13 protein-coding genes are annotated in these 15,860 nt (G+C 66.3%); 8 read left to right on the top strand and 5 right to left on the bottom strand.

The features are described from left to right. Positions 1-36: 36 nt before the first annotated feature. Entirely contained in the window at positions 37-2,193 is a 2,157-nt protein-coding gene (gene dcp / locus HH110_RS13895; protein ID WP_176990209.1) for a peptidyl-dipeptidase Dcp, read from the top strand. A gap of 143 nt (positions 2,194-2,336) precedes the next feature. Here the strand turns inward: dcp and HH110_RS13890 are convergent, their stop codons facing one another. Beyond that, positions 2,337-2,786, bottom strand: coding sequence for a 3-dehydroquinate dehydratase (locus tag HH110_RS13890; protein ID WP_046272278.1), 450 nt, complete (start codon positions 2,784-2,786; stop codon positions 2,337-2,339). Positions 2,787-2,789: 3 nt separating this feature from the next. After that, entirely contained in the window at positions 2,790-3,200 is a 411-nt protein-coding gene (locus tag HH110_RS13885) for a hypothetical protein (RefSeq protein ID WP_046272279.1), read from the bottom strand. A gap of 178 nt (positions 3,201-3,378) precedes the next feature. Between HH110_RS13885 and lepB the strand changes: the two genes are divergently transcribed. Beyond that, the gene (gene lepB, locus HH110_RS13880; RefSeq protein WP_176990208.1) at positions 3,379-4,011 is read left to right on the top strand and encodes a signal peptidase I; all 633 of its coding nucleotides are present in this window, start codon (positions 3,379-3,381) and stop codon (positions 4,009-4,011) included. A 132-nt stretch (positions 4,012-4,143) separates the two neighbouring features. Then, complete coding sequence (locus HH110_RS13875) at positions 4,144-5,418, top strand: MFS transporter (RefSeq protein WP_176990207.1); 1,275 nt, start codon at positions 4,144-4,146, stop codon at positions 5,416-5,418. Here HH110_RS13875 and HH110_RS13870 read toward each other — a convergent pair. Together HH110_RS13870 and HH110_RS13865 are read right to left on the bottom strand one after the other, a co-directional pair. Further along, positions 5,408-6,310 (bottom strand): LysR substrate-binding domain-containing protein, encoded by a 903-nt coding sequence (locus tag HH110_RS13870; RefSeq protein ID WP_176990206.1) that lies wholly within the window; start codon positions 6,308-6,310, stop codon positions 5,408-5,410. The two genes, HH110_RS13875 and HH110_RS13870, sit on opposite strands and share 11 nt — an antisense overlap. 10 nt (positions 6,311-6,320) lie before the next feature. Further along, positions 6,321-7,286 (bottom strand): LysR family transcriptional regulator, encoded by a 966-nt coding sequence (locus HH110_RS13865; protein WP_176990205.1) that lies wholly within the window; start codon positions 7,284-7,286, stop codon positions 6,321-6,323. A gap of 108 nt (positions 7,287-7,394) precedes the next feature. On the opposite strand from HH110_RS13865, the gene aceB reads away from it, so the two are divergent. The 4 genes from aceB (at position 7,395) to HH110_RS13845 (ending at position 14,204) form a co-directional block, all read left to right on the top strand. Next, a complete protein-coding gene (gene aceB / locus HH110_RS13860) occupies positions 7,395-9,041 on the top strand; it encodes a malate synthase A (protein ID WP_176990204.1) in 1,647 nt (548 codons plus the stop codon). Positions 9,042-9,093: 52 nt separating this feature from the next. Next, the gene (gene aceA, locus HH110_RS13855) at positions 9,094-10,386 is read left to right on the top strand and encodes an isocitrate lyase (RefSeq protein WP_159498903.1); all 1,293 of its coding nucleotides are present in this window, start codon (positions 9,094-9,096) and stop codon (positions 10,384-10,386) included. 223 nt (positions 10,387-10,609) lie between these two features. Beyond that, complete coding sequence (locus HH110_RS13850) at positions 10,610-11,656, top strand: GGDEF domain-containing protein (protein ID WP_176990203.1); 1,047 nt, start codon at positions 10,610-10,612, stop codon at positions 11,654-11,656. Between the two features lie 13 nt (positions 11,657-11,669). Then, a complete protein-coding gene (locus HH110_RS13845; protein WP_176990202.1) occupies positions 11,670-14,204 on the top strand; it encodes a putative peptide modification system cyclase in 2,535 nt (844 codons plus the stop codon). On the opposite strand, the gene HH110_RS13840 is transcribed toward HH110_RS13845, so the two are convergent. Next, on the bottom strand, positions 14,191-14,490 hold the full coding sequence (locus HH110_RS13840) for an NHLP-related RiPP peptide (protein WP_088434790.1): 300 nt from the start codon (positions 14,488-14,490) through the stop codon (positions 14,191-14,193). The genes HH110_RS13845 and HH110_RS13840 overlap by 14 nt on opposite strands. 180 nt (positions 14,491-14,670) lie before the next feature. Here HH110_RS13840 and HH110_RS13835 point away from each other — a divergent pair, with 180 nt between their 5' ends. Further along, entirely contained in the window at positions 14,671-15,852 is a 1,182-nt protein-coding gene (locus tag HH110_RS13835) for a putative peptide maturation dehydrogenase (RefSeq protein WP_176990201.1), read from the top strand. The last annotated feature ends 8 nt before the right edge of the window (positions 15,853-15,860 follow it).

Here is a 15,860-nt window from a genome sequence, read left to right as displayed (position 1 = left end):
TTTCCATCCCGCGCCCTCATCCAAGGAGCCCGTTTCATGTCGCGTACCGTAGTTTTGGCCGCTGCCATCAGCCTGGCGCTGGCGGCCTGTTCCGGCAAGGAGTCCACCCCCGTGACCGATACCCAGCCCGCGCCGACCCAGCAGCCGGCCGATGCCTCCGCCAACCCGCTGTTGAGCGCCAGCACGCTGCCGTTCCAGGCGCCGCCGTTCGACAGGATCAAGGACGGTGACTACCTGCCGGCCTTCAACGAAGGCATGAAGCAGCACCTGGCCGAAGTCCGCAAGATCGCCGACAACCCCGAGCCGGCCACCTTCGACAACACCATCGAAGCGCTGGAGCGCAGCGGCGAGACCCTGACCCGCGTGTCGCGCATCTTCTTCGGCCTGGTCCAGGCCGACACCAACGATGCACGCCAGAAGGTGCAGGAAGAAGTCGCTCCGAAGCTGGCCGAGCACCAGGACGAGATCAACCTCGACCCGAAGCTGTTCGCCCGCATCAAGACCATCTACGACCAGCGCGATGCGCTGGGCCTGGACCCGGTGCAGAAGCGCCTGGTCGAGCGTGACTACCAGGAGTTCGTGCGCGCCGGCGCGCAGTTGAACGATGCCGACAAGGCCTCGCTGCGCAAGCTCAACGTGGAAGAAACCACGCTGGCCACGCAGTTCCACACCCGCCTGGTCGCCGCGACCGCCGCCGGTGCCGTGGTGGTCGATGACAAGGCCAAGCTGGCCGGCCTGGACGAGGATGCGATCAACACCGCCGCCGCCGATGCCAAGGCCCGCAACCTCGACGGCAAGTACCTGCTGCCGCTGCAGAACACCACCCAGCAGCCGGTGCTCGGCTCGCTGAGCGACCGCGAGCAGCGCGCTGCCGTGCTCAAGGCCTCGGAGACCCGTGCCGAGAAGGGCGACGCCAACGACACCCGCGAGACCATCCAGCGCCTGGCCCAGCTGCGCGCGCAGAAGGCCAAGCTGCTCGGCTTCGAGAACTACGCCGCCTACAGCCTGGCCGACCAGATGGCCAAGACTCCGGCCGCCGCGCTCAAGCTGCTGACCGACACCGTGCCGGCCGCTACTGCCAAGGCGCGTGGCGAGATCAGCGAAATGCAGAAGGTGATCGACGCACAGAAGGGCGGCTTCAAGCTGGCCGCCTCCGATTGGGACTTCTACGCCGAACAGGTGCGCAAGGCGCAGTACGACCTGGACGAATCGCAGATCAAGCCGTACTTCGAGATGGACAACGTGCTGCAGAACGGCGTCTTCTACGCCGCCACGCAGCTGTACGGCATCACCTTCAAGCCGCGTACCGACATCCCGACCTACCACCCGGACATGAAGGTCTACGAAGTGTTCGACAAGGACGGCACCTCGCTGGCCCTGTTCTACACCGACTACTTCAAGCGTGACAGCAAGTCCGGTGGCGCCTGGATGGACGTGTTCGTCGAACAGGACGGCCTGACCGGTGCCAAGCCGGTGGTCTACAACGTGTGCAACTTCACCAAGCCCGCCGCCGGCCAGCCCGCGCTGCTGAGCTTCGATGACGTGACCACGATGTTCCATGAGTTCGGCCATGCGCTGCACGGCATGTTCTCGAAGGTGAAGTACCCGTCCATCGCCGGTACCAGCACCTCGCGCGACTTCGTCGAGTTCCCCTCGCAGTTCAACGAGCACTGGGCGCTGGACCCGAAGGTCTTCGCCAACTACGCCAAGAACTACAAGACCGGCGAGCCGATGCCGCAGGCGCTGGTCGACAAGATCCTCAAGGCACGCACCTTCAACCAGGGCTATGCGACCACCGAGTACCTCTCGGCCGCACTGCTCGACCTGGCCTGGCACACCCAGCCGGCCGACGCCAAGCTGCAGGACGTCGCGCCGTTTGAAGCGGCTGCGCTGAAGAAGTTCAAGGTCGACCTGCCGCAGGTGCCGCCGCGCTACCGCACCAGCTACTTCGATCACATCTGGGGTGGCGGGTATTCGTCCGGCTATTACGCCTACTTCTGGGCCGAAGTGCTCGACCATGACGCCTTCGAGTGGTTCAAGGAAAATGGCGGCCTGACCCCGGAGAACGGCCAGGTGTTCCGCGACAAGATCCTCTCCCGCGGCAACAGCGTGGAGCTGGCCGATCTGTACCGCGAGTTCCGCGGCAAGGATCCGTCGGTGGAACCGCTGCTGGTCAATCGTGGCCTGAAATAATCGCGGCATCCCGGTAGGTACCGACCGTTGGTCGGTACGCCGGTGACTGGCCGATACGCCTGCCACCGGTACATGCTGAAACGAAAACGGCAGGGGGAAACCCTGCCGTTTTTTTTGGGTTGCCGCCCCACCGACCCCGCGCATCACGTCCCTACGTGCACGCCTTCGGCGATCTCACTGCACCCCAGGTGATCCAGCGCGATCTCCAGCGCGTGCATGTAACTCTGCGCGCAGTACCCGCGCGCCACGCCGATGCGCTGGCCCACATCCGCCGGCAGGCACGCCTCGGGGGCGCGCGCATCGTCGTCGTGCACTTCCACGTAAGCGTTGTGCAGATGCGGCAGCAGGCGCTGCAGCCGCGCGCTGTCCACACACGCACCGGGATCGAGCAGGGTGACTTCGCCGCGGCTGTGATCGGCCACGCGCAGCGCATCCAGCAGCTCCTGCTCCGAGCCGCAGGCGCGGATCGCCACCGTGGTGCCCGCATCGATCGCGCGATGTACCAGGGATTTCAGGACCAGCGCCGGCAGCGGCTGCGCGGTACGGATCAGCTGCCCGGCCGCTTCCGGCCCACGGATGATGAAGATCGACATGGTTCAGCCCTCCACGGCCTGCAGGCGATGAGCGGCGATCGCCAACGACAGGCGACACGCATCCTGGCGGCCGCTGCTGCACACCACCCGCGCGGCCGGAGCATGCTGCGGATGCAGGTGCTCGTCCAGCGCGTCGTCGTCGTTGCTGGCCATCTCGATGTACGGCGCCGGCAGGTCCTCCAGCGCGGTGCGCAGCGCTTGGCCATAACGGGCCCATTGCGGTGCATCGACCGCCGCGGTGGCGATCAGGACCAGCGCCGGGCGGCTGCGCTGGGCACGCTGCAGGCAGCGCACCAGGGCCGGCAGGGAGTCGCAGTCGCGGCAGGCCAGGCGGTGCCCGGCGACCCGCGCAGGCAGCGGCGACGCGTCCGGCACGGCGTTCGACGGTGTATGCCGGATCAGCAGGATGGTCATGGAACGTCTCTTCGAAGCGCCCTTCGGCGCGGTGTCGCCACGATGCGGCCGCGCCCCGTAAAACCGCGATGCCAACCCGGCCGGCCCGGCGTAAACAGTGCGTAGCTTTTTCGGACCCGGCCAGGGAACTTGCCCGCCTCCCGTCCGGTCACAGCCACACACTCCCTGGAGCGCCCGTATGGACACCCCCGCCGCCGCCTCTGCCCCCGCCGACCACCGCCTGCTGCGCTGGCTCAAGAAAGAAGCCCTGCCGCTGCTGGTCATGCTCGGCCTGCTCGCCGCGGCGCGCGACACCTTGGCCAACCACTACCAGGTGCCCAGCGGCTCGATGCAGCACACGCTGATGCCCGGCGACCGGGTGGTGGTGGACATGCGCGCCTACGGCGTGCGCCTGCCGTTCACCTCGGTGGAGCTGCTGCACACCGGCCAGCCGCAGCGCGGTGACGTGGCGGTATTCGATTCGCCGCAGGACGGCACCCGCCTGATCAAGCGTATCGCGGCTGTCGGGGGTGATCGGGTCGAGCTGCACGACGGCCACTTGAGCATCAACGGCCATCCGCTGGCCCAGGCCGGCGTCGGCGAAATCGAAGACTTCGGCCCGCATCTGGCGCAGCTGGATCTGGGCCAGGGCGGCGGGCCCGACATCACCGGGCTGACCGTCCCGGCGGGCGAGGTGCTGATGCTCGGCGACCACCGCGGCAACAGCGCCGACGGCCGCTTCTTCGGTCTGGTCCAGGCCAGCGCGCTGTATGGCAAGGCCTCGCACGTCTACTACCGGCGCGGCGAAGGCCTGACCTGGCAGGCGCTGTAATCCCGGCCGTGATCTGAATTGATATCTGGATCGTCTCGATCCAGACCTATCAGGTTATGGATCGACCTGTCCGCGCTGCCTATCCTGAGCGCTGACTCCTCGCTCCGGCCCGTCCACGCGGGCCTTACCGGCATGAATGGCGACACCGCAGCGGTCCCCGACCGCAGCCCCCCGACCACCACCGCAGCGCCGGCCGGCGACCAGATCCATCAGGGCACCCCGGCCTTCCGGCGCACGGCGGCCGCGCTGTTCCTGGCCGGCTTCTCCACCTTCGGGCTGCTCTACACGGTGCAGCCGCTGCTGCCCGAATTCAGTCGCCACTTCGGTGTCTCCGCGGCCAACAGTGCGCTGACCCTGTCGCTGACCACCGGTCTGCTGGCGGTCTCCATGCTGATCGCGGGATTGATCTCCGACCGCATCGGGCGCCGCAGCGTGATGGTCGCGGCGCTGCTGGCGTCCAGCGTGTTGTCCGTCGCCACGGCGATGGTGGATGACTGGACCACGCTGCTGGTGCTGCGCACGCTGCTCGGCATCGCGCTCAGTGGCGTACCGGCGGTGGGCATGACCTACCTCGCCGAAGAAATGGACAGCCGCGCGCTGGGCCTGGCGATGGGCCTGTACATCGGCGGCAACGCGATCGGCGGCATGAGCGGTCGCCTCATCGCGGGCATCGTGGCCGACCACTGGGGCTGGCGCTGGGGCATCGGCGTGGTGTCGCTGATCGCGCTGCTCAGTACCGTGCTGCTGTGGATCCAGCTGCCGCCGTCGCGCCACTTCCAGCGCCGCCGTGGCGGCCTGCGCGAACTGCCCGCGCGCTGGCGCAGTCTGTTCGGCGATCCCGGCCTGCCGTGGTTGTTCGCCACCGCCTTCGTGTTGATGGGCGTGTTCGTCACCCTCTACAACTACCTCGGTTTCCACCTGCTGGCGCCGCCCTACGGCCTCAGCCAGACCGTGGTCGGCCTGATCTTCAGCGTGTACCTGGTCGGCACCTTCAGCTCGGCCTGGATGGGGCAGCAGGCCAACCGCCATGGCCGCAGCCGCGTGCTGGCGATCTGCTATGGACTGATCGCGCTGGGCATCGTGCTGCTGGCGATGCCGTGGCTGGGCTGCATGGCCGCCGGCATCGCGCTGGTGACGTTCGGCTTCTTCGGCGGTCACTCGGTGGCCAGCAGCTGGGTCGGCAGCCGCGCCGGTGCGATGCGGGCCGAAGCATCCGCCCTGTACCTGTTCGCCTACTACCTGGGTTCCAGCGTGGCGGGTGTGCTCGGCGGCGTGTTCTACACGCACTGGGATTGGCTGGGCGTGTGCGGCTTCGTCGGCGTACTGACCGTGGCCGGTGGCGTGATCGCCTGGCGCTTGGGGCAACGCGTGCAACCGGGCACCGCCGCGCTCGCGCTCAGCCGCTGACACCCTGCAGCAGACGGGTGAAGTGCCCGATCAACGGCGACGCCGCACCCCGCCGACAGGCGACGTGCACTTCTGAACTGGCGGCACGATCACTGAGCGCGACGAAGCGCGCCCCGTCCACCTGGATATGGCTGCACGAGGCGGGCAGTACCGTCACGCCCAGGCCTGAAGCCGCCAGGCTGATCAGCGTCGAAGCTTCCCCGGCTTCCTGCACGATGCGCGGCGTGAAGCCGGCGCTGCGGCACAACGCGATGAAATGATCGTGGATGCCCGCGCCGACCTCGCGCAGGAAGCCGACGAACGGCTCATGCGCGAACAGCCGCAGCGCCACCGCCGCATCGGTGGGCAGATCACGCACCAGCGGATGCTGGTCGTGCACCACCAGCGCCAGCGGATCACTGAACAGTTTGCGTGACATCAGGGGCGCGGGCAGGGCACGTTTGCGGATCAACCCGACATCCAGTTCGCCGGCCATCAGCGCATCGATCTGCTGCAGGGTGTTCATCTCGCGCAGCTTCAACTGCACCTGCGGGAACTGCTGGCGGTAGGCGAAGATCGCACGCGGAATCTGCGTGGACAGGGGCGTAGCCCGGGTCAGCCCGATGCGCAGCTCACCGGTTTCCCCGCGCTGCGCGCGCTGGGTCAGATCGATCGCGGTCTCCACCCGCACCAGCACCTCGCGCGCCTGTTCCTGCAGCACGCGCCCGGCATCGGTGAGTTCCACGCGGCGGTTCGCACGCAGGAACAACCGCGCGCAGAGCAGCGTTTCCAGCTGACGGATCTGCTGGCTGAGCGGTGGCTGCGACATCCCCAGCCGCTCGGCCGCCCGGCCGAAGTGCAGCGTCTCGGCGACGGCCAGGAAGTAGCGCAGGTGGCGGAGTTCGATGGACATGGGGCGTGCGTCAGCGCTCGGAATGACCACTTTCATCATAGCTGCGCGGACTGAACAGGTCCGGCTGGATCAGCTCGATGAATGCCCGCGCCTGCGGTGACAGGAAACGCCCGCGCCGCACGATCACGCCATAACTCCGCTCCGGGAACCACGCACTCATCGAGCGCGTCACCAGCTTCTCGCGGTCGGCATCGTGGAGGCAGAGCGCCGGCACGATCGAGATGCCCATGCCCATCGCGACGTACTGCTTGATCACTTCCCAGCCACCGACCTCCAGCGCCACGGTGTAGGGCAGCCGATGCCGCTGGAACACCTGGTCCACCAGCCGGTAGGTGATCTGGCGCTTGGGCGGCAGCACCAGCGGGTACTGCGAGATCGCCTCCAGGCTCAGTTCGCCGTGCGCCAGCGGATGATCGGGCGGGGCGATCAGCACCTGCTCGAAGCGATAGGCCGGGGCGTAGCTGAGGTCGGCCGGCACATCGGTCATCGAGCCCACCGCCAGGTCCGCCGCATCGCTGCGCAGCAGGTCGGTGCCGTCGGCGCTGATCGCGTTGTGCAGGGTCAGGCGGACATCCGGGTGGCGCTGGCGGAAGCGCTCCACGATGCGCGGCAGCAGGTACAGGATGGTCGAGCTGTTGGCCGCGATGTTGAGCTCGCCGGCATCCAGCCCCTTCACCTTGTCGCGAAAGCTGGCCTCCAGCCCGTCCAGGTTCTCCACCAGCGGCAGCGCCATTTCATACAGCAGCTGGCCTTCGCGGCTGGGCACCAGACGGCGCCCACTGCGTTCGAACAGGTTGACCCCGAGTTCGCGCTGCAGGGCCTGCAACTGCTGGCTGATGGCGGGCTGGCTGACGAACAGGGCCTCAGCTGCCCGTGAGACTGAGCCGAGGCGGACCGTCTGGCAGAACGCCCGCAGCGGCTTGAGCCGGTCGGATTTGTAGGAAAACCGGGGACTTGGCGTGCGCGGCGTGGTCATGACGTCATGAGTATAAGCCCGCCTTATGTAAGCCATTGCAATAACTGCTTTGTCAAATATCGGCGCGGCGGCGCACGGTGGAGCTCAACCGCACCGCAGGAGCCCGCCATGTCCGCCGTCGCTTACGCCACCGCCCAGCCCACCCCCGCCGATGCACCGGCCACCCCCGGCATCGCCCTCACCACCCAGCTGGCGGGCCAGTCCGCGCTGCTGCCGGCGGGGGTACTGGCGCTGCTGGTGTCGCTGCACCGGGCGGTGGAGCCGGAGCGTCAGCGCCGGCTGCAGGCACGGGTGGCCCGCCAGGCTTTCTTCGATGGCGGCGGCCTGCCCGACTTCCGTGCTGATACCGCCGAGATCCGCAGCGGCGACTGGCACGTCGCCCCGCTGCCGGAAGCGCTGCAGGACCGCCGGGTGGAGATCACCGGCCCGACCGACCCGAAGATGGTCATCAACGCGCTGAACTCCGGCGCCAAGGTGTTCATGGCCGACTTCGAGGATTCCACCGCCCCGGCCTGGCGCAATCTGCTGGCCGGCCAGCAGGCGCTGATCGGCGCGGTGCGTGGCGATCTGACCCACACCGGCCCGTCCGTCGATGGGAAGCCGGGCAAGCAGTACACGCTGCGGCCGTTCAACGAGCAGGCCGTGCTGATTGTCCGCCCGCGTGGCTGGCACCTGGATGAGAAGCACGTGCGCATCGATGGCCAGCCGATCGCCGGTGGCCTGTTCGATGCGGCGGTGTTCGCCTTCCACAACGCCCGCACGCTGATGTGCAGGCAGCGTGGACCGTACTTCTACCTGCCCAAGCTGCAGAGCATGGAAGAGGCGGCGCTGTGGGAGACCGCGCTGTCGCACATCGAAGGCATGCTCGGCCTGCCGCATGGGCAGATCAAGGTCACCGTGCTGATCGAGACCCTGCCCGCGGTGTTCGAGATGGACGAAATCCTGCATGCGCTGCGCGACCGCATCGTCGGCCTGAACTGTGGCCGCTGGGATTACATTTTTTCCTACATCAAGACCTTCCGCCGGCACGCCGACAAGGTGCTGCCCGAGCGCGGCCAGGTGACGATGACCCAGCCGTTCCTGAAGGCCTATTCGGAGCTGCTGATCCGCACCTGCCATCGCCGCGGCGCGCATGCGATGGGCGGCATGGCCGCGCAGATTCCGATCAACCACGACGCGGCCGCCAACGAGCAGGCGATGGCGCGGGTGCGGGCGGACAAGCTGCGCGAAGTCACCGCCGGCCATGACGGCACCTGGGTCGCCCACCCCGCGCTGATCCCGGTCGCGCAGGCGATCTTCGACGAACACATGCCCGGGCCGAACCAGCACCGCGTGCTGCGCAACGACGTGCAGGTCGGCCGCGACGACCTGATCGCCGCGCCCACCGGCACCATCACCCGCGCCGGTTTCGAGGGCAACGTCGAAGTCTGCGTGCGCTACCTGGCCGCCTGGCTGGACGGCAATGGCTGCGTGCCGATCCACCACCTGATGGAAGACGCGGCCACCGCCGAGATCAGCCGCAGCCAGCTGTGGCAGTGGCTGCATACCCCCGGCCAGCACCTGGACGACGGCACCGCCATCGACCTGGCCCTGCTCGACGCCACCCTGGCCCAGCTGCCGGCGCGGCTGGGCGATACCACCGCGCTGCCGGGCAGCGCCCGCATCCCCGAGTCCATCGCGCTGCTGGCCGAACTCAGCCGCCGCGAAGCGCTCACCGACTTCCTGACCCTGCCCGCCTACGACCGTCTCGACTGACCCCCCGCCATCCACCTGCTGTTACCGCATCCGTTCCCTTTGGAGATTCGACATGAGCACCCTGCAGACCGCCGAACAGATCCAGCACGCTTGGAACACCGACCCGCGCTGGGCCGGGATCACCCGCAACTACACCGCCGCCGACGTGGTGCGCCTGCGCGGCACCGTGCACGTGGAGCACTCGCTGGCACGGCTGGGCGCGGAGAAGCTGTGGACGTACCTGCAGGAGAAGGACTTCGTCAACGCGCTGGGTGCGCTGACCGGCAACCAGGCCATGCAGCAGGTCAAGGCCGGCTTGAACGCGATCTACCTGTCCGGCTGGCAGGTCGCCGCCGACGCCAACCTGGCCGGCCAGATGTACCCGGACCAGTCGCTGTACCCGGCCGATTCGGTGCCGGCGGTGGTCAAGCGCATCAACAACACCCTGCTGCGCGCCGACCAGCTGCACCATGCCGAGGGCAAGGATGACATCGACTTCCTGCAGCCGATCGTGGCCGATGCCGAAGCCGGTTTCGGCGGCGTGCTCAACGCCTTCGAACTGATGAAGGCGATGATCGAAGCCGGTGCGGCCGGCGTGCACTTCGAGGACCAGCTGGCCTCGGTGAAGAAGTGCGGGCACATGGGCGGCAAGGTGCTGGTGCCGACCCGCGAGGCGATCGAGAAGCTCAACGCCGCCCGCCTGGCTGCCGACGTGATGGGCGTGCCGACCCTGCTGGTGGCACGTACCGATGCCGAGGCCGCCGACCTGCTGACCAGCGATGTGGATGGCAACGACCAGCCGTTCACCACCGGCGAGCGCACCGTGGAAGGCTTCTACAAGACCCGCAACGGCCTGGACCAGGCGATCAGCCGCGGCCTGGCCTATGCGCCCTATGCCGACCTGATCTGGTGCGAGACCGGCAAGCCGGACCTGGAGTTCGCCCGCAAGTTTGCCGAGGCCATCCACGCCAAGTTCCCGGGCAAGCTGCTGGCCTACAACTGCTCGCCCAGCTTCAACTGGAAGAAGAACCTGGACGACGCCACGATCGCGACCTTCCAGAAGGAGATCGCCACCTACGGCTACAAGTTCCAGTTCATCACCCTGGCCGGCTTCCACGCCCTGAACTACTCGATGTTCAACCTGGCCCACGGTTACGCCCGCCGCCAGATGAGCGCCTTCGTGGAGCTGCAGGAGGCCGAGTTCGCCGCCGCCGACCGGGGCTTCACGGCGGTCAAGCACCAGCGCGAGGTCGGCACCGGCTACTTCGACGCGGTGACCCAGGCGATCCAGCAGGGCCAGTCCTCGACCACCGCCCTGAGCGGCTCCACCGAGGAAGAGCAGTTCAACGCGGAACGGGCGGCCTGATAGCCCGGAAGGGAGGCCAGGGAAGGCCTGCAGGGCGGCCGGTCGGGGGACCTGCCGCCCTGTTCCGTAGTCCGGGCCCGTCTTCACATGGCCAGACACGGGAGAACCCACGCCGTTTCACGATGTTGGGGTCTGAAAGTCGGAAATGGGATAGGGCGCACAGTTTTGAGGAGTGCTATCCTCCATCGCTCACCAGGGGGCGCTGGAAAGCGGGTGTTCGGAAATGACCGGCAAGGGTGCGGCGGCGATCATGTGCGAACAGGAACCAGACATCGACCGAAAGGCGATGGCTGAGATCGTGCACGCCATCCTGAGCAATGGCGAGTCCGCATTGTTCTCCGAATTCGGCCGGCAACGCAAGCTGCCCTCAGGCACGCATCTGTTCCACCGCGGCCACGCCGGCAACACGATGTACGTGATCGTCAGCGGCTGCATCGAACTGGACTTCGGCGAAGACCTCGTCGTGAAGTCGCTCGGTCCCAATGAATTCTTCGGCGAGCTGGGCCTGTTGATCGGCGATCACCAGCGCACGGCCGGCGCGCGTGCGGTCGAGGACAGCATCGTGCTGGAACTGGACCACGAGGATTTCCAGCGCTTGGTCGACCGCGATCCTGGTCTGCTGGCCTACTTCCTGCGCCGCACGATCATGCGCGTGGTCAGCAACGAACAGGTGCTCATCCGCCAGCTGCGCCGCCGCAACCACGATCTCGAAACCGCGCTGGACAATCTCTACGTCACCACCCATCAGCTCACCCACACCCGCGAGCTGGTGCGCACCGATGAACTGACCGGCCTGCACAACCGGCGTGGTCTGGCGCTGTACCTGCAGGAATGCCGTGCCCAGGAAGACAGCGCGCCGCAGGGGCTGCTGCTGATCGACTGCGACCAGTTCAAGCAGGTCAACGACGTGCACGGCCACCAGGCCGGCGACCGCGTGCTGCAGAGCGTGGCCAACATCCTGCGCTCGGTGGCCACCGAGCCGGACGTGGCCTGCCGGCTGGGCGGCGACGAATTCTGCCTGTTGCTGCGCAGCGCCGACCAGGACAGCCTGCAGCACGCCGCCGAGTTCATCCTCAGCGCGGTGCATGGCCTGATCGGCCGTGCCCACGGCGTGCCGCATGTGTGTCCGGTCAGCATCGGCGTCTGCCTGATCGACCCGCGGACCGACTGGAGCGAGTGGTACGCCCGGGCCGACAATGCGCTGTACCAGGCCAAACGGCTGGGCGGCAACCGATTGCACTGGTCGCGATCAGCGACCGCCACACCCTGATCGGGAGATCGGCATGAACGGCGACAACGGAACGTCGACCCAGGCCCCGCAGATGCGGGCGCTGTTGTTCACCGATCTGTGCGACTCGCTGATCCTGGTGGAGCGCATCGGTGATGCGGCGGCGGCTGAGCTGTTCCAGGAGCATGACCGGCTGGTGCTGGCGTTGCAGCAGCAGTGGAACGGGCACCAGATCGATCGTTCGGACGGGCTGTTTCTGTTGTTCGAGCGCACCATCGATGCGTTGGGTTTTGCCCTGGATTACCAACAGCAGCTGCATGCACTGGGGCAAACGCTGAGAGTGCCACTGCGCGTGCGCGCGGGGCTGCATGTCGGCGAAGTCATTCTGTGGAGCAACAGTGCCGAGGCCGTCGCGCACGGAGCGAAGCCGATCGAAGTCGAAGGCCTGGCCAAGCCGATGGCCGCCCGGTTGATGCAGCTTGCCAGGCCAGGACAGATCCTGCTGTCCGCACTTGCCGAGTCGCTTGCACGGCGAAGCAGCTCGGATATTGGTGAACGCGCCAACGCATTGAAATGGACGTCGCACGGTCGCTGGCGCTTCAAGGGCATGGCCGATCCCCAGCAGATCTGGCAGGTCGCCGCTGATGACACGTCACCCACGCGGCGACCCTCAAGTACCAAGAAGGCCTGGCTGGATCGACCGCTGTGGTTGCACCCGGGTGCGCTTTTCGCGGAGATGGCATTCTTCGGCATTCTCGGCATCGTGCTCTGGACACTCATTCGTCCGGACCCAGCCATTGCCTTTGCCGAGCGCGACTGGGTCGTCGTCGGCGACATGCGTAACCTGACCGGCAACACCGTTCTGGACGATTCGCTGCAACAGGCTTTCCGGATCAGCCTGGAGCAGTCCCGCTACGTCAATGTTCTCAGTGACATGAAGGCACGCAGTGTCATCGAGATGATGCGCCGCGATGCGGCCTCTCCACTGGATGCACCGCTTGCCTCCGAAGTTGCGATCCGGGTTGGCGCACGGCTGGTGCTGCTTCCCTCGGTTGCCGAAGTAGGCGGTCGCACGCGTATCAATGTGCAGGTCCTCGAGCCAAACTCACAGCGAACAGTCGCCGTCGTTGCTGCAGAAGGAAAGGGAATGGCGTCGCTACTGGCGTCCATCGATAGCGTCACCACACAGTTGCGCGACCAGCTGGGTGAGCAGGAGAGCAGCGTCAAGGAAGCATCTGCGCCACTGCCGTTGGTGACCACGTCGAGCATGGATGCCCTTCGCGCCTACGCGCTGGGTCAGCGACGGTACGCAGACGGTGATTACGTGGGTGCACTATCCATGTACGAGCAAGCGGTGGCGCTCGACGACACGTTCGCCTTGGCCTGGATGGGGTTGGTGCGCGCACGTGTTGCCAACGTAGACAATGATGCCGCGTTCGCCGCACTTGAACGGGTAAAAGGACTGTCGGATCGCTTGCCTACGCGCGAAGCGCTGTACGTGCAGGCATGGTCGACGACACTCACTGACCAAGGTAATGCCGCACAGGGCTGGATGCGCTTGGCGGGGCTCTATCCGGACTACTTCCCGGCGCAACACAACGCGGCGATGTGGTTGTTTGTCGACAATCGCTTCAAGGAGGCGCTGCCGTTTGCGGTTCGCGCGGCGGACGGTCGCTTCGAGTTGTCCAACGTCGCCTACGACCAGCTGGGCCGGATCGCACTGGCCAATGGTGACTTCCCGGCGGCCCGGCGTGCCCTGGAGATGGCGGTGTCCGGCGGTCGCACGACCAGCCATCGCTACCTTGCGACTGTATCGGCCAGCCAACGCAACTACGCCGCTGCCGAGGCCGAGCTCGCCAAGGCGCGTGACAATAAGTACGCCGGAATTGAGAGAACTTCCATTGCAGCGGATCAGGGGCAGTGGGCCCGCGCAGTGCTGGCGGCGAGCACAGGTTTGAACGCCATGGCGCGGGACACTGGCTTTGCACGCCAGCTGTACCTGTTGCCTCTGGCCACCGCGCACTGGGCGAGCGGTGACGAGCAGGCCACCAGGACGAGCGTCCAGCTTGCAGTGGATAGTTCGCTGCACAGAATTGCAGATCCGGGCAACCCAGACATCAGTGATGACGCCATGGTGGCGTTGGGGGCGTCCATTCTGGCGCTGCGCCTGAACGACACGAAGACTGCCGAGCGCGTGCTGCACGCTGTGCGTACCCGCAGAGGCAGCACGAGCGGTCGACTGCTCGATGAAATGGAAGCGGTCGTCCAAGCCGAACGTACCCGGTTGGGTGGGGACGCTGCGGGGGCCCTGCGCGGACTCCAGCCGTTTCTTCAGGGCAGCGCCCGCTTCCAGACGCGCGTAGCGGCAATGAGGGCGTACATCGCATTGGGTCGGGAGGAGGAGGCGCTGGAACAAGCCGATTTCCTTCGCAACCAACGTGGCATGGCCTACGCCGAGCTGGACTGTGGGTACTGCATGCAGACCATGAACGTCGTGGACAGCAATGACGCTGCCAGACTCGCGCAGGAACTGCGGGGCGGCGGCCGCACGAAACAGGCCGCCACCGCAGCGATCATCAGGGGCCCTTGAGGGTGTGGCCGCCGTCCGGGTTGGCATCCAGCGCCGGGACGATCTGATTCACTTTCGCCGTCAGCATCATCTGGAGATCCTGCTTGGCCTGAAGAATGTCGGCCTTGGAGGCCAGCTCGTTGACCTTGCAGCAGACTTCCAGCGCGGTGGCATCGTCCAAGGACAGCCCGACTTCGATCAGTGCAGCGGCGGGGTCCGTCGAGAAGAGCGTACGGAATGCATCATCACTGCCCAGTCGGGAGATGAGTTCCAGGGCGATGGTGGGTTCAATGGACGGCAAAGACATCGGAGTTCCTTGAGTAGGGACGGATATTCAGCAGCGTTTTCACAGGTTCACAGGCCAACATCGACCTGCCGGGCGCACTCTTTAGTGTCGATTCGAGCCGGGTACATCATGAAGACGGGGCCCTGTTGGCCGATATGGATCAAAGTGCTGGCCAAGGTCCAGTGAACGGGGAGAAGCGTGGTGCGTGTTCGTCGTTGTGAAATTCTGATGTTCGAATCTCAAGAACAGGTGGCGTTCAAGCTTGAGAGTCTGCTGGAAGGGGGCAACGGGATGGTACGCACTCTTCAATGGCTGGCGCTGGCGCCGCATCTGGGTGATTCCGTCATGGTTTCCTCTGCACAGCGGGAGGCGCTGGGAACGCTCAGTCCGAGTCTGTGGACAGATGTTGCCACACTCGGCGTTGCGACCCGCCTGGAGCTGGACGCGCTGATAGACCATGGCCTGGTGGTGATGGAAGAGCCTGCGGTCGGCAGTGTCGCTGAGCGTCAGCGTCGCGATGACGATCGCCTGCGGGCTGCCCATTGGCACCCGCTCGGCGCCATCCTGCACGCCTTCACCCGCTGGGACTCGGTGGACGCGGTGAAGAACACACAGGATTCCGGAACGGAAACCGCAGCAGGGATGCGCGATGTATTGGGGCCTCCGCCTGCCGCTACGAGATCAGAAGGCCAGGGCGAGGCAGTTGCGTTGCCGCAGGCCGAACCTGATGCCTTCGATGCCCTCCTGCAGCGGCGCGCAACCTGTCGCAATTTCGATGACAGCCGGCCGCTTTCGATGGCCTTGTTTACCCGCATGCTGGGGCGCGTATTCGCCGCCCAGGCGAAGATCAAGGTAGGCGATGATCTCGTCTTCCACAAAAAGAACAGTCCTTCCGGCGGCGGCCTCCATCCAATGGAGGCCTACCTGATCGTGCAGCAGGTTGAAGGTCTCGCACCGGGTCTGTACCGGTACCTCGCCGATTCCCACAGTCTGTTGCCGCTGACCGCACCGGACCAGCCCCTGCGTGACTTCATCATGGAAAGTGTCGGCCAGCAGCATTGGTTCGCCAACGCCCATTGTCTGGTGACGATGGTTCCCCGCTTCGACCGCAGCTTCTGGAAGTATCGCCGGCACGCCAAGGGCTACCGCGTGGTAACCCTCGAGGCCGGCCACCTGTCGCAGACCCTCTACCTGTCTGCGACGGATCTGGGCCTTGGCGCATTCATCACCGGTGCGATCAATGAGAAGCACCTGGAGAGGGGATTCGGTCTTGATCCGATCCAGCAAGGGGCGTTGGCCGTCTGTGGCTTTGGGTGGCGCGCACAGCACATGGACACCGCCGAACTGGATCCGCTCGAGCAGGTCTGGCAGCGGGTGGGATGAGCGGCAAC

It is taken from the genome of Stenotrophomonas sp. SAM-B (assembly GCF_013387485.1).
GTDB classification, from domain to species: domain Bacteria; phylum Pseudomonadota; class Gammaproteobacteria; order Xanthomonadales; family Xanthomonadaceae; genus Stenotrophomonas; species Stenotrophomonas maltophilia_AA.
This window is presented reverse-complemented; position numbering and strand designations above follow the sequence as displayed.